15 protein-coding genes are annotated in these 12,794 nt (G+C 68.4%); 4 read left to right on the top strand and 11 right to left on the bottom strand.

Going from position 1 to position 12,794, the window contains the following annotated elements:
* Nucleotides 1–10 precede the first annotated feature (10 nt).
* Together E4P24_RS13900 and E4P24_RS13895 are read left to right on the top strand one after the other, a co-directional pair.
* Entirely contained in the window at nt 11–1,021 is a 1,011-nt protein-coding gene (locus tag E4P24_RS13900) for a vitamin-B12 independent methionine synthase (RefSeq protein WP_006601523.1), read from the top strand.
* A complete protein-coding gene (locus E4P24_RS13895) occupies nt 1,018–2,091 on the top strand; it encodes a methionine synthase (RefSeq protein WP_188148605.1) in 1,074 nt (357 codons plus the stop codon). Before E4P24_RS13900 ends, E4P24_RS13895 begins: the two co-directional genes overlap by 4 nt.
* A 39-nt stretch (nt 2,092–2,130) precedes the next feature.
* Here E4P24_RS13895 and E4P24_RS13890 read toward each other — a convergent pair whose 3' ends face one another.
* From E4P24_RS13890 to rpl7ae, 5 genes are all read right to left on the bottom strand, one after another.
* Entirely contained in the window at nt 2,131–2,355 is a 225-nt protein-coding gene (locus E4P24_RS13890) for a hypothetical protein (protein WP_115802804.1), read from the bottom strand.
* A 105-nt stretch (nt 2,356–2,460) separates the two neighbouring features.
* Nucleotides 2,461–2,925, bottom strand: coding sequence for a nucleoside-diphosphate kinase (ndk, locus tag E4P24_RS13885; protein ID WP_004042970.1), 465 nt, complete (start codon nt 2,923–2,925; stop codon nt 2,461–2,463).
* Nucleotides 2,926–3,126, bottom strand: coding sequence for a 50S ribosomal protein L24e (locus E4P24_RS13880; protein ID WP_004061377.1), 201 nt, complete (start codon nt 3,124–3,126; stop codon nt 2,926–2,928).
* Nucleotides 3,127–3,128: 2 nt separating this feature from the next.
* On the bottom strand, nt 3,129–3,353 hold the full coding sequence (locus tag E4P24_RS13875; RefSeq protein WP_004042966.1) for a 30S ribosomal protein S28e: 225 nt from the start codon (nt 3,351–3,353) through the stop codon (nt 3,129–3,131).
* Nucleotides 3,354–3,359: 6 nt separating this feature from the next.
* Nucleotides 3,360–3,722 (bottom strand): 50S ribosomal protein L7Ae, encoded by a 363-nt coding sequence (gene rpl7ae / locus E4P24_RS13870; RefSeq protein ID WP_004042964.1) that lies wholly within the window; start codon nt 3,720–3,722, stop codon nt 3,360–3,362.
* Nucleotides 3,723–4,094: 372 nt separating this feature from the next.
* Here rpl7ae and tmcA point away from each other — a divergent pair, with 372 nt between their 5' ends.
* Entirely contained in the window at nt 4,095–6,359 is a 2,265-nt protein-coding gene (gene tmcA, locus E4P24_RS13865) for a tRNA(Met) cytidine acetyltransferase TmcA (protein WP_188148604.1), read from the top strand.
* Between the two features lie 78 nt (nt 6,360–6,437).
* The gene (locus tag E4P24_RS13860; RefSeq protein WP_172795821.1) at nt 6,438–6,602 is read left to right on the top strand and encodes a hypothetical protein; all 165 of its coding nucleotides are present in this window, start codon (nt 6,438–6,440) and stop codon (nt 6,600–6,602) included.
* Between the two features lie 113 nt (nt 6,603–6,715).
* Here E4P24_RS13860 and E4P24_RS13855 read toward each other — a convergent pair whose 3' ends face one another.
* The 6 genes from E4P24_RS13855 to E4P24_RS13830 form a co-directional block, all read right to left on the bottom strand.
* Nucleotides 6,716–7,450, bottom strand: a complete 735-nt coding sequence (locus tag E4P24_RS13855) for a GNAT family N-acetyltransferase (RefSeq protein WP_008611747.1) — start codon at nt 7,448–7,450, stop codon at nt 6,716–6,718.
* Between the two features lie 104 nt (nt 7,451–7,554).
* Nucleotides 7,555–7,995 carry a hypothetical protein gene (locus E4P24_RS13850; RefSeq protein ID WP_115861741.1) on the bottom strand — a complete coding sequence of 147 codons (441 nt, stop codon included), beginning with the start codon at nt 7,993–7,995 and terminating at the stop codon, nt 7,555–7,557.
* A gap of 13 nt (nt 7,996–8,008) precedes the next feature.
* A complete protein-coding gene (locus E4P24_RS13845) occupies nt 8,009–9,673 on the bottom strand; it encodes an FAD-dependent monooxygenase (RefSeq protein ID WP_008610359.1) in 1,665 nt (554 codons plus the stop codon).
* Nucleotides 9,670–11,418, bottom strand: coding sequence for an electron transfer flavoprotein subunit alpha/FixB family protein (locus E4P24_RS13840; protein WP_188148603.1), 1,749 nt, complete (start codon nt 11,416–11,418; stop codon nt 9,670–9,672). Before E4P24_RS13840 ends, E4P24_RS13845 begins: the two co-directional genes overlap by 4 nt.
* Nucleotides 11,419–11,420: 2 nt before the next feature.
* Nucleotides 11,421–12,302 carry an electron transfer flavoprotein subunit beta/FixA family protein gene (locus E4P24_RS13835; RefSeq protein ID WP_188148602.1) on the bottom strand — a complete coding sequence of 294 codons (882 nt, stop codon included), beginning with the start codon at nt 12,300–12,302 and terminating at the stop codon, nt 11,421–11,423.
* Nucleotides 12,303–12,432: 130 nt separating this feature from the next.
* Nucleotides 12,433–12,762 (bottom strand): ferredoxin family protein, encoded by a 330-nt coding sequence (locus E4P24_RS13830; RefSeq protein ID WP_004042948.1) that lies wholly within the window; start codon nt 12,760–12,762, stop codon nt 12,433–12,435.
* Between the last annotated feature and the right edge of the window lie 32 nt (nt 12,763–12,794).

Below are 12,794 nucleotides of genomic sequence, written 5' to 3'. Positions count from 1 at the left end.
GCGAGAGGTGATGACTGAACTCGTCTCGACGACACCGGGACTGTATCCCCTCCCGGATTGGGCGAAACAGGAGCTTTCGGACCTCAAGGGCCACCAGAAACACGACCTCATCTCCGGTAACGAGGGCGGCGACATCGTGGGCGCGTACGACCGCGCCCGCGAGGAGGTCGTCTCCGAACAGACCGACGCCGGCCTCGACCGCGTCGTCGAGGGGCAACTCCGCTGGGACGACATGCTCGCGCACCCGCTGACGGTCCACGAGAACGTCGAGACCGGCGGCATCGTCCGCTACTACGACAACAACAACTTCTACCGCGACCCGCAGGTCAGCGGCGAACTCACCTTCTCCGGCGACGTCGCGGCCGAACTCGACGCCACCGCCGACCTCCTCGGCGGCGACGAGTCGCTGCAGGCGGTCCTCCCCGGCCCGTACTCGCTTTCGGACCTCGCGACCGACGAGCACTACGGCGACGAGGCGGAGTTCCTCGACGCCGTGAGCGAGTTCCTCGCGGGCGAGGTCGACGCCTTCCCCGACCACGAGACGCTGTTCCTCCTCGAACCCTCGCTCGTGTTCTCGCCGCCGGGCGAGGACGTCGACGAGCGCGTTCCCGAGGCCATCTCGGCCGTCTCCGACGCGACCGACGCCGACGTGGTCGTCCACACCTACTGGGGTGCGCTCGACGAGAAGGTCTACGCGCACCTCATGGACGCCGACGTGGACGCCATCGGCTTCGACTTCGTCGCCGGCGACCGCGACCAGACGCTCTACAACGTCAACGAGTACGGCACGAAAGACGACATCGCCCTGGGCCTCGTCGACGGCCAGAACACGCTGGTCGAAGACCCCGAGACGGTCCGCGAGCGCGTCGAGTGGACCCTCGACAACGTCCAGAGCCAGACGTTCGACACCGCCTACGTGACCTCCAACACCGAACTGTTCTACCTGCCGGAGAACCGCGCGACGGAGAAACTCGCCGCCCTCGCGGCCGCCACCGAGGACGAACTGGAGGTGGAAGCATGAGCCGCGACGCCGAGAACCGCGAGCAGTTCCGCCCCGAAGCCCACGACACCGAGCACTTCCTGCTCACCACCGTCGTCGGCTCCTACCCCAAGCCCAAGTGGCTCAACCGCGCCAACGACCTCGCGGAGGACCCCGACTCCAAGTTCACCCAAGAGCACCTCCACGAGGCTCACGACGACGCCTGTCGCGTCATCACCCGCGAACACGAGCGCTCCGGCCTCGACACCGTCGTCGACGGCGAGATGCGCCGCGAGGAGATGGTCGAGTACTTCGCCCACCGCATCCCCGGCTACGAGTTCAACGGCCCGGTGAAGGTGTGGGGCCACAACTACTTCGACAAGCCCTCCGTCGTCGGCGAGGTCGAGTACGACGAGCCGTGGCTGGTCGACGAGTTCGAGTTCACGAGCGACGTGGCCGCCAAGCCCGTCAAGGTGCCCATCACGGGCCCGTACACGCTGGCGAGCTGGTCGTTCAACGAGCACTACGACTCCGAGGCGGACCTCGCGTACGCGCTGGCCGACCTCGTCAACGAGGAGATCGAACAGCTCGTCGAGGCGGGCGCGACCTACATCCAAATCGACGAGCCCGCGCTGGCGACGACGCCGGACGACCACGCCATCGTCGGCGAGTGTCTCGAACGCATCGTCGCGGGCGTCCCCGACGAGGTCCGCATCGGCCTCCACGTCTGTTACGGCGACTACTCGCGCATCTACCCCGAACTCAACGACTATCCCATCGACGAGTTCGACGTGGAGCTCTGCAACGGCGGCTACGAGCAGATTGACGTGTTCACCGACCCCGAGTTCGAGCCGGACCTCGCGCTCGGCGTCGTGGACGTCCACACCGCCGAAGTCGAGACCGTCGAGGAGATTAAGGAGAACATCAAGCAGGGCCTGAAGGTCGTCCCGCCGGAGAAGCTCACCGTCTCGCCCGACTGCGGCGTGAAGCTCCTCCCCCGCGAGGTCGCCTACCAGAAGATGGAGAACATGGTCAAGGCCGCCCGCGAGGTCGAAGCCGAACTCGACGCCGGCGAAATCGACCTCGACGCGCCCGTCCCGCAGGCCGACTGAGCGACCGCCGCCGCGTTCGCGTTCGTTCTTTTTCGTCCGTCACGACCCGCGACCCCAGAGCCGCGGGCCTTCACCGCGTTCGGTCGCGCCCCAGCGGACGGCGAACACCGCCGCGAGCGCGAGGGCCACGGGTTCCATCTCGACCGTGTGACACGCGGTTCGCCGGGAGGCGAGAAAACCGTTGTTCGCCGCGCGGTGGACGGTCAGGCCGCGGTGAGGGTCGGCCTCGTCCGGCCTCGCGTGGCTGGTGGTAGTATTCCGCACACCCCGTCGCAGACGACGCGATGTCCGACAGCTGGAGCGCGGACGAGAGGGGAGACGTGGCCGTCGCTCCTCTCGGAAGAAAGCGTGAGAACCGCGAGACGAGACTTACTCGTAGAGCCAGGTCTCGTCGACGCGCTCGTAGTCGACGAGTTCGTCCTCGTCGAAGAAGAGCGCGATTTCGCGCTCGTTCGCGCCCTCGTCCTCGTGGTCGGAGCCGTGGATGACGTTCCGGCCGAGGTCGAGACCGTAGTCGCCGCGGATGGTGCCGGGGGCGGACTCTGCGGGGTCCGTCTCGCCCATCATGCGGCGGACCTGTCGCGTCGCGTCCTGCCCTTCCCAGACCATCGCGAAGACGGGACCGGACGTGATGAAGTCGACGAGACCCTCGAAGAAGGGCTTGCCCTCGTGCTCGCCGTAGTGGTCGTGGGCGAGTTCCTCGTCGATTTGCATGAACTTGCCGGCGACCATCTTGAGACCGCGGTCCTCGAAGCGGGAGACGATGTCTCCGATGAGGCCGCGCTGGACGCCGTCGGGCTTGACCATCACGAAGGTGCGCTCTGCGTCGGACATCTAGTTGTCCTCCGCCTTGCCGCTCGCGCGGCGGCCGGCCTCCGTCCACTCGAGGTCGCGGGCCTCGCGGCCGAGGAAGTAGTTCTTCTCGGCCTTCGAGTCCTTGAAGTGGAGGATGGTGCCGTCGGTCTTGACGTACATCGTGCCCGTGCCGGGCTCGATTTCCTCACCGCTGTAGTCGCACGTGCGCTTTTCGACCATTGTTACTGCCCTCCGATGGAGTCGGCGTCACGCTGAGTCTCGCGGAGCTGGAGGATGTCGCCCTCGCGGACGGGACCCAGCACGTTTCGCGTGATGATACGGCCCTGGTTGGAGCCTTCGCGGATGCGGCACTTGACCTGCATGGCCTCGCCGTGCATCCCAGTCTTTCCAACGACTTCGATGACTTCGGCAGGCGTCGAGTCGCTGGCTTGTTCGTCCGCGCTCATGGTCGGTTATCGAAGGTCCTCGACCTTAGTCGCGATGTCCTCGACATCGTCGGACGCGTCGCCGGCGTCGACGATGGCGGCCGCGGCACTGCCGACTTCGAGGCCGGCGGCGTGGCCGATGTCGTCCTGCGTCTCGACGAAGATGAACGGAATGCCCTTCTCGTCGGCGAGTTCGGGCAGGTGCATGACGATTTCCTCGGGGGAAACGTCTTCCGCGATGAGGACGAGCTGGGCGTTGCCCCGCTCGATGGACTTGGTCGTTTCGTTGGTTCCTTTCTTCACGATACCAGTATCTCGGGCGACCTCGAGCGCCTCGACGGCGCTGTCAGCGAGGTCGGCCGGTACGTCGAAGTCTACGTAGACAGCCATTGTTGTTCACCTATATCCTGCTCGCGGGCTCGACTCCCTCGCCGGTATCACACCGGTCGGTCGGTCGCGACCGGTCAACGATATCCCTACGGCGAGGAGGTTCATCAACCCCGGACAGGCTGTAACCATCCTTTGCTCCGGCCCCCATAAAAGCGCTTTCAAAATCGTAGCGCCGTGCGACGCGTCCGCACGACCCGCGAATCGCCCGATTTCTCGTCGACGGGACTGTCGAAATATCCGTGTCGGTTGGTCACTCGACCCATCATGTGCTGGGCGTGACGCCCGACTGGAACCGCCGCTTCACCGACCGACGGACGAGGTCGCTCGCAGCCGACCGAAGGAGGTGAATAGCCGCGCCGACGTATCCATCCCATGACCGAACTCGGCGACGACCCCGATGTCGAGGCGCTCGCCGCCGCCCGCCGCGAGGAGGCGCTGGCGACGAACCAGCGACGCCTCCTCGTCCTCGCCGGCGACCGCGACGCCGGCATCGACGCCGCCTTCGACGCGGTCCGCGGGGCCGACGTGCCCGACGACGAGGTGACGTTCGCCACCGCCCGCGAGGGGTTTCGCTTCCACCGCGTTGAGCCGAAGCGCGCCTCGTCGCTCCTCGGGACGACCCGGACGCTCGTCGTCCTCGACGCCCACGAGGAGTTCTCGGCGAACGCGCTCGGCCGCGTCGCCGGCGCGGTCGACGGCGGCGGCCTGCTCGTTTTGCTCACCCCCTCGCTCGACGACTGGCCGACTCGCCGCGACTCGTTCGACGAGCGACTGGCCGTCCCGCCCTTTTCCGTCGCGGACGTGACCGGTCGCTTCCGCGGCCGACTCGTCTCGACGCTCCGGGACCACCCCGGCGTCGCGCTCGTCGACCTCGATTCGGGGACCGTCGAACGCGACGGCGCGTACCGACAGGGAATCAGCTTCGACGCCGCCCCGCCGCGGGTGCCGACGGAGAAAGACCGCCGATTCCCGCGGCGCGCCTACGAGGACTGCCTCACCGCCGACCAGTCCGAGGCGCTCGCCGCGCTCGAAGCCCTGACGGAACCGGGGACCGCCGTCGTCGTTGAGGCCGACCGCGGCCGCGGGAAGTCGAGCGCGGCGGGCCTCGCCGCGGGGAGCCTCGCCGCCGAGGGCAAAGACGTGGTCGTGACCGCGCCCGGCGAGCGGAACGCCGCCGAGGTGTTCGCCCGCGCCGAGCGACTTCTTTCCGAACTCGGCGCGCTCCGCGGCGGCGGCGCGGACGACTTCGACATCGCGGCCGACCGCGGCGGGCGGGTCCGTTACGTCCCGCCGACAGAAGCCGGCGACGCGGCGGCCGACGCCGACGCGCTCGTCGTGGACGAGGCCGCGGCCCTCCCCGTCGGGCTCCTCGAATCGTTCCTCGCCGCGCCCGCGGTCGCCTTCTGTACGACCGTCCGCGGCTACGAGGGCGCGGGCCGCGGCTTCGCCGTCCGCTTCCGCGACCGTCTCGACGACGCGGACCGCGAGGTGACCGACGCGCGCCTCGACGACCCGATTCGCTACGCCGCCGGCGACCCCGTCGAGTCGTGGACGTTCCGCGCGCTCCTCCTCGACGCCCGCCCGCCGGTCGACCAGCTCGTCACGGACGCGACGCCTGAGACCGTCTCCTACCGGGCGCTTTCGCCCGACGACCTACTGGCTGACGAACACCTGCTCCGCGAGGCGTTCGGCCTGCTCGTCCTCGCCCACTACCGGACCGAACCGGACGACCTCGCCCGCCTCCTCGACGCCCCGAACCTGACGCTCCGGGCGCTCACCCACGAGGGCCGGGTCGTCTCGGTCGCGCTCCTCGCCCGCGAGGGCGGCCTCGACGCCGACACCCGCCGGCAGATGTACGACGGCGGCCGCATCCGCGGGAACATGCTCCCCGACGTGTTCACGAGCCAACTCCGCGACGAGGGCGCGGGCGTCCCCGTCGGCTACCGCGTGATGCGCATCGCCACCCACCACGCGGTCCGGTCGTCCGGCCTCGGCTCGCGGCTCCTCACGGAGCTACGCGACGAGTTCGCGGACGACGCGGACTACCTCGGCGTCGGCTTCGGCGCGACCCCCGAGCTCCTCTCGTTTTGGTGCGACAACGGCTACGGCACGGTCCACCTCTCGACCACCAGAAACGACACCAGCGGCGAGTACTCGGCGCTCATGATGCGCCCGCTGTCGTCCGCCGGCCGCGACCTCCGCGACCGCCACGCGAACTGGTTCCTCGGCCGCGTCGGCGACGTGCTCGGAGACGCCCTCTCGGACCTCGACGCCGACGTGGCGCGGGCCGCCCTCGCCGCCGTCGATAGCTCCCTCTCGCCCGACCTCTCCGAGTACGAGTGGCGCGTCGTCGTGGGCGCGTCCTACGGCCCGGGGCTCTACACGACCGCGCCCGGCGCGTTCCGCCGTCTCGGACTCGCGCACCTCACGAACCCCGAACGCGCGTCGCTCACCCCCCGAGAGGAGCGACTGGTGGTCCGCAAGGTCCTCCAGACGCATCCGTGGGACGCCGTCGCGGACGAACTCGACTTCCACTCGACCGCGGGCGCGATGCGCGCGCTCGGCGACGCCTACGAACCGCTCGTGGACGAGTACGGCACCGACGCGGCACGCGAGGAACGCGAGCGATTCCGGTGAGACCCGCCCGGGGAGCGGCCGCGTCTCAGTCGCTCGCCCGCCGACACACCGATGGTCGTCGGAGCCGACGCTCTCCGTATGGCCGAGTGCAGCGAACCCGACTGCGAGAACGTCGCGGCGGTCAGGCTCTACGTGCCGTGGGACGCCGACAGGAACGTCTGTACGGCTCACGCGAGAGCGCTCGTTCAGCAGGACGGCGTCGTCGCTGAACCCCTCGACGGGGCCGAAGACGACTGGTCGTAAGCCGGTCGGGTGGTCGCGCGACCGGTCGTGGGCGGGACCCGCGAAGCCGACGCGTCGCTGGCGAGCGCGACGACGCGCAGAAAATCAGGGTCGGAGACGGAGCGAATCCGCGCTCACCGGAGCGAGACGGCCATCATCACTTCGTCGACGTAGTCGCCGTCTATCTTGTAGTGGCCGTCGCGGACGGCTTCGGTCTCCCAGCCGTGGCCTTCGAGGAACGCGATTGCCTCCTCGTTGGTCGCCGGGACGCTGTTGTAGAGCTTCTCGAAGCCGCGCTCGCGCGCCCAGTCGACGCCGCGGTCGAGGAGTTTGCTCCCGATGCCGTGGCCGCGGAACTCCGGGCGCGTACCGACGGTCAGGACGGCGGTGTGGCTCAGTTTCTCCGCCTCGGGCAGGTCGAGGTGGACCCAGCCGGCGAGTTCGTCGCCGACCGTGGCGACGAACACCATCCGGGAACTGACCTCGTTGTGTCGGAGGACGACTTCCTCGTGGTCGAGCAGGTCCGCGACCGTCTCGGCCTCGATGTACCGGCCCTCGTCCGCGACCTCGTGAATGGCGTTGACGAGGCTCTCTAAGTCGACGTTCTGGGCCATCCGAATCGTCACGTCGAGGTCACCGAGTTCGACCGTCTCCGCCTCGCCGGGCGCGTAGGCCACCTCGACGTGGTTGCCCACCTTTCGGATGTAGCCGTCGCGTCGCAGGACGGTCAGGTGCGCCCCCAGCGCCGCCGGCTCGAAGTTGAGCGCCCGCCGTACCTCGTCCTCGCGGACGGTCCCGTGACGCTCGATGTACTCGTAGATGTCTTTGCGGTCTTTGTGTCCGAAGTTGAGACTGTCAGTTACTTCCATGGTACACAATCACACTCATGATTTATAATTGTTGTTCGTGTTTGACCCGCCGACAGTCGGCTTCGCCGACGGGTGAAACGAGGACCGCGGGGCGCGGGCCGCCCTCAGCGCCGCGCGGGGACGCAGGTCAGCAGTTGGGCGGTGTCGACCACGTCGTGGGTCCGGAGCAGGACTTCGGCGGCCTCGCGGACCGTGAAGTCCGCGTCGAGGTCGACGCCGTAGCATCGCGCGTACATGGCCAGCCAGTCGTTCATCGCCCGGTGGAGCAGTTCGAACTCCTCGCCGGTAAACGAGACCTGCCGGTCGCCCGTCCGCGCGCTGACGTAGAGCGACACCGCCGGGCCGACGCCGTCGCGGGCACATTCGAGCGCGCGCCGGTCCGCGGCCGACGACGGCGGCGGCTCGAACGACTCCCGGGCCTCTCGGGCCTCGGCGGCGAGGGCTCTGGCGCGCTCCCCGAACCGAACGTCTTCGGGGTGGCGCTCCGCGGCCCCGCGGCCGTCAGCGACGGGGCGGGACTCCGATTGGGTCACGTCGCGACTCATGGGCTCACCTCGGTCATCCCCACTTGAACTCGACGCCCTTGTCGCCGCGCGGGTGGCTCCAGTCGGTGTCGGCGACGACGGCGCAGGTGCCGCACTCGACGCAGGGTTGGGTGTCGAGGCTGACGACGCGCTCCTCGGAGCCGTTGGTGCGGACGACCTCCTCGCGGTAACAGCCGCCGCCGAAATCGACCGCCGAGACCGGACAGGCCGCCACCGCGGCCCCGCTCGCCTCGTAGGACTCGTCGCGAAGCGTGATGTGCGGGTTGCCGATGTCGGTGTCGTAGGTCAGCCCGCCGATGCGGGCTTCGAGGTCCGGCGGCGTCACCGAACTCGTCTCGCGCACCCGCGTCCCCAACTCCTCGGCGATGACCGTCGGGAGCGTGACGTAGGGCGTCCGCGTGTCCGGCATCAAAGCCGACAGCGTCGGGACGTTGTAGAGGCGTTCGAGCCGCCCCGAGAGCGCCCTGATGCCGGCGCGTCCGACCGCCGAGGTGAGCACGGTGTCGACCACGTCGGTCACGCCGTCGTCCTCGGCGACGCCGCGGAGCAGTTCGTAGCCGCGGGGCCGGAGCTTCTTCATCACGCCCTCGCTCCGGAGTTTGCGGGCGTATCGCGTCCCCGCCTTCTCCGGTTCGTTGCGCGACTTGGCCTGCGCGTACGACTCCGCCGCGAGCGCCCCGGCGGTGACGGCGTGGTTCATGCCCTTGATGATGGGCCCCTGCGCCTGCATCTGGCCGGCGGCGTCGCCGACGAGGAGCAGGCGGCCGAAGTGCGGTTCGCGCAGGGCGACCTTCTTGGAGTCGGGCACGAGCTTCGCGCTGTACTCCAGTTCGGTGTAGTCGTCACCGAGCCACTGCGCGAGCAACGGATGGGTCAAGAGCCCGTCCAGTAGCTCGTGCGGTTCGGCCCGTTCCGCGACGAGGCTGTCGAGGTGGAACACCGTCCCGAGCGACAGCGTGTCGCGGTTCGTGTAGAGGAAGCCGCCGCCGCGGACGCCCTCGAACAGGTCGCCCGAGAACAGGTGCGCCGCGCCCTCGTCTTCGGCCACGTCGAACCGGTCGGCGATGGCGGCTTCCGGCATGTCGACGACGGCCTTGACGCCTTGGAACCACTCGTCTGGCTCGTCCCAGTCCATCAGGCCCGCGTCGCGGGCGAGTTCGGAGTTCACCCCGTCGGCCGCGACGATGATATCGGCGGTTATCGGGTCGAGTTCGTCCAGCGTGACGCCGACGATGCGGCCCTCCTCGCGGAGCAGGCCGTTGACGTGGACGCCCGTCAGGAGGCCGCCGCCGGTCTCGCGGGTCCGCTCGTGGACACGGGCTTCGAGCCACGAGTCCATCTTCCGCCGGAGGACCGAGTCGGACCACTCGGTGTCGTGTTCGTGGAGGTCCGTGAGGTCGAACGACTCCACCTTGTCGCCGGCGATGTTGTGGATGCGGTACTTCGTGATGGGCCGCTCGGCGGCCGCCTCGCGGAACCCCGGAAAGAGGTCGTCGATGGTGTACGGCGCGGACTCCTCGGCGTAGATGAGCCCGCCCGAGACGTTCTTCGACCCGGCCTCGACGCCGCGTTCGAGGACGAGCGTCTCGATGCCGTAGTTGGCGAACGTCGCGGCCGCCGCCGCGCCGCCGGGACCCGCCCCGACGACGAGCGCCTCGTAGTGTTCGTAGTCGCTCATCGCGACTCACCCCGGTCGTCCGCGGCCGCGCCAGCGCCAGCGCCATCGTCGGGCGTTCCGGCCGGCGGCGTCGATGCCGCGCGCCCCCCGTCGCTCGCCACCGCCGCCTCGAACCGGCCCTCCTTGAGCGCCGTCGTCAGCCTCGGCAACACCTCGAACAGGTCGCCCTCGATGAAGTAGTCCGAGAAGTCGCGGATGCGGGCGTCGGGGTCGGTGTTGACGGCGACGATGGTGTCCGACTCGTCCATGCCAACCTTGTGCTGAACCGCGCCGGAGATACCCGCCGCGATGTAGAGTTTCGGCGCGACGACCTGCCCCGTCTCGCCTATCTGTCTGTCCTCGTGGGTGTACTGCTCGACGTGGCCGTCGAAGTTGAACGACCCCGTGACGATGCCGCGGGTGACGCCCACCTCGGCGTCCTCGAACTGGTCGACGAGGTCCAAGGCGAGTTCGATGCCCTTCGTCGGGTCGTCGCCGATGCCGCGGCCGACCGCGACGATGACCTCGTGGCCGGTCAGGTCGATACCCTCGTCCAGTCGGTCGTAGTCGGTGACGGTGACGCGGAACCAGTCGTCGTCGAGCGGGGCGTCGTGTTCGACGACGAGGCCCTCGCGCTCGGCGTCGGGTTCGGGCAGGTCGAAGCTCCCCGGGATGACCGACGCGCCCTGCGGGTGGAACTCCCGCGTCGGGTTGTCGATACAGAGGATGGTCGAGTACTCGAAGCCGGAGAAGTCCGGGCGCTTCATGTGCAGGACGCGCTGGAACTCCTTTTTCTCTCCGGCGACGCCGGTCTTGACCGGGTTCGAGATGACCTCCTCTGTGATGTAGAGCCCCGAGCAGTCGCTGGCGAGGCCGGAGTCGAGTTCGGCCTGCACGAGCGCCGAGAGGTCCCGGCCGTTGTTCGTCGCCGGGAACAGCACGTACCGCGGCTTGTCGTAGTCGCGCCACGGTTCGTCGCGGCCGTCCGTGACCTCGAAGTTCTGGTGGGTGGCTCCCGCGCGGGCCATGTCGCAGAATATCTCGGTGTACGGCTTGTGCTGGAAGCGTTCGAGTCTGGCGTCCTCGCGGACGACGACCACGTCCGCGCCGTAGGCGATGACGTCCTCGACGTGGTTCGACACGTCGGCGCCGATGAGGACCGCGACGACCCGCTCGTCGGTCGTGTAGTCGTCGTTGTAGGTGTCCATCAGTTCGCGGGCCTTCCCGAGCATCTCCTTGGACACGTCTACGAGTTCGCCCGCCTGCGTCTCGCAGTAGACCCACATGTCGCGGTAGGTTCCCCCGTGGAGCGACCGGACGTGACGCTTGTCGCGGGTCGGGTGGTCGAGGTCCGGGTGGCGCTCCTCGGGTGTCCGGTCGTCCACCTCGACTTCCGTGTCCTCCTCGTCGCTTCCCTTCACGGAGTCGATGCGGTTTCTGATGAGTCGCTTCACCGGGTCGCGGTTCTCGCCCGCCTCCTCGTGTTCGAGGAGCGATTCGAGCTCCGAGACCTCCTCGACGCTCTGGAGGGCGTTTCCGACCTCCGCGGTGCTCATCGACGCGAGGTCCAGCCCGTCGGCGTCGGCCGGCTCCTCGTCCTCGGAGAACTTCTCGATGCGGCTCTCGATGAGCGCAACGGCCGGCGCGCGGTTCTGCCCGCGGTGTTCGGCCTGCAGAATCTCCTCTAACTCGCCGAGGTCGTCGATGTCTTTGATAGCCGGACCGAGCTCCGAAATCTCGTAGTCGCCGGGGTCGAAGTCGGTCACGCTCAGTCACCCCCCGCGGCCGCGGCGTCCCCGTCGCCGTCGCCCACCGCCGACTGCATCGCGGTCAGCACGTCCTGCATGGCTCCCGCGTCGTCGGGATCGACCATCGTCGCCTCCCGCTCCGCCGGGGCCTTCGGAATCGGGTCGACCGACGAGACGATGGTCGGCGAGCCGTCGAGACCGATGTAGTCCGGGTCGACGTTGATGTCGGCGTGGTCCCGCACCGTCAGGTGCGCCTCGTAGTTCTCGGCGCGCGCTCGGGTCTCCTCGCGGAGGTCCTTCAGCGTCAGGCGCTCGCCCGCCGTTCGATACGACGGCTCGAACTCGGGGTCCGCGACGACGAACGCCGGAAGCTCCGTCTCCACGGTCTCTATCTCTTCGATGTCGCCTTCGACCAGTCGCTTGGCGCGCAGGGTCCCCGCCTCCTCGTCGATGTCGAGGGAGATGACGTGCGTGACGAGCGGCATGTCGAGACACCAGTTCGTCTGCGGGCCGGTGTGGCCCGTCTCCCCGTCCGCGGTCTTGAACCCGGCGAACACCACGTCCGGTTCGCCGAGCGTCTCGATGCCCGCGCTGAGCGTGATGGCCGTCGCCCACGTGTCGGCGGCCGCCATCTCGCGGTCCGAGACGAGGTGGAGGTCGTCGGCGTACACCGTCTCCATCGCCTCCTGTAACACCTCCTTGTACCCCGGCGGCCCCATGCTCATCACGCTCACTCGCCCGCCGTGTCGAACCCGCGTCTGGAGCGCCGCCTCCAGCGCGAAGCGGTCGTTCGGATTCATCACTGTGGGCGTCTTCCCCCGTTCGAGATGCCCGTCCTCGTCGAACGATACCTGGCCCTCCCGGAAGTCGGGCACGCCTTTGGTAAGTACCACCATGTGCATTGAGAACACTCTCCAGTTAATGCTAGCTCATATTCATAATAATCTTTTGTACTAGGTGATTGGAACGTCTGCGCCGCTCAGCGGCGTCGTTCTCGGCGGGGCTACCCGCAAAAAATCGGGGTTTCTTCCCTCAGATGCGTCCCGCTCGCCCGGGGTCGACGTCGATGGCGTCGACCGGGCAGACGTCGACACAGAGCATGCAGTCGATGCACTGGTCTTCGTGGGTCGGTTCGGCCTTGATGTCGGACTCCGGGTGCCCCGGCGTGTCGACCCACGTGAACACGTCCACGGGGCAGTCCTCCAGACACGCCCCGTCGGCGAGACAGATGTCGAAGTCCACCGCGACGTGCGTGCCGTGGATGCCGTGTTTCTCCGGCGGGTCGACCGGTCCCCAGACGGCCACGCCGTTTTCCTCGCCGACCTTCTCCCTGTTTGCCTCGAACTGCGGGTCGATAGCCATGACTCTTAGTGACATATTCCGGTAGAGGCAAT

The sequence above is a fragment of the Haloferax sp. AS1 genome (genome assembly GCF_014530665.1).
GTDB lineage: Archaea > Halobacteriota > Halobacteria > Halobacteriales > Haloferacaceae > Haloferax > Haloferax volcanii.
Note: the sequence above shows the minus strand (reverse complement) of the source record. Positions and strands in the feature narration are given on the sequence as shown.

What these genes read in the sequence shown, in the direction of transcription:
- E4P24_RS13900 (WP_006601523.1), top strand. Translation starts at nt 11, where the DNA reads ATGACTGAACTCGTCTCGACGACACCGGGACTGTATCCCCTCCCGGAT.
- E4P24_RS13895 (WP_188148605.1), top strand. Translation starts at nt 1,018, where the DNA reads ATGAGCCGCGACGCCGAGAACCGCGAGCAGTTCCGCCCCGAAGCCCAC.
- ndk (WP_004042970.1), bottom strand. Translation starts at nt 2,925, where the DNA reads ATGTCCGACGCAGAGCGCACCTTCGTGATGGTCAAGCCCGACGGCGTC.
- E4P24_RS13880 (WP_004061377.1), bottom strand. Translation starts at nt 3,126, where the DNA reads ATGGTCGAAAAGCGCACGTGCGACTACAGCGGTGAGGAAATCGAGCCC.
- E4P24_RS13875 (WP_004042966.1), bottom strand. Translation starts at nt 3,353, where the DNA reads ATGAGCGCGGACGAACAAGCCAGCGACTCGACGCCTGCCGAAGTCATC.
- rpl7ae (WP_004042964.1), bottom strand. Translation starts at nt 3,722, where the DNA reads ATGGCTGTCTACGTAGACTTCGACGTACCGGCCGACCTCGCTGACAGC.
- tmcA (WP_188148604.1), top strand. Translation starts at nt 4,095, where the DNA reads ATGACCGAACTCGGCGACGACCCCGATGTCGAGGCGCTCGCCGCCGCC.
- E4P24_RS13860 (WP_172795821.1), top strand. Translation starts at nt 6,438, where the DNA reads ATGGCCGAGTGCAGCGAACCCGACTGCGAGAACGTCGCGGCGGTCAGG.
- E4P24_RS13855 (WP_008611747.1), bottom strand. Translation starts at nt 7,450, where the DNA reads ATGGAAGTAACTGACAGTCTCAACTTCGGACACAAAGACCGCAAAGAC.
- E4P24_RS13850 (WP_115861741.1), bottom strand. Translation starts at nt 7,995, where the DNA reads ATGAGTCGCGACGTGACCCAATCGGAGTCCCGCCCCGTCGCTGACGGC.
- E4P24_RS13845 (WP_008610359.1), bottom strand. Translation starts at nt 9,673, where the DNA reads ATGAGCGACTACGAACACTACGAGGCGCTCGTCGTCGGGGCGGGTCCC.
- E4P24_RS13835 (WP_188148602.1), bottom strand. Translation starts at nt 12,302, where the DNA reads ATGCACATGGTGGTACTTACCAAAGGCGTGCCCGACTTCCGGGAGGGC.
- E4P24_RS13830 (WP_004042948.1), bottom strand. Translation starts at nt 12,762, where the DNA reads ATGGCTATCGACCCGCAGTTCGAGGCAAACAGGGAGAAGGTCGGCGAG.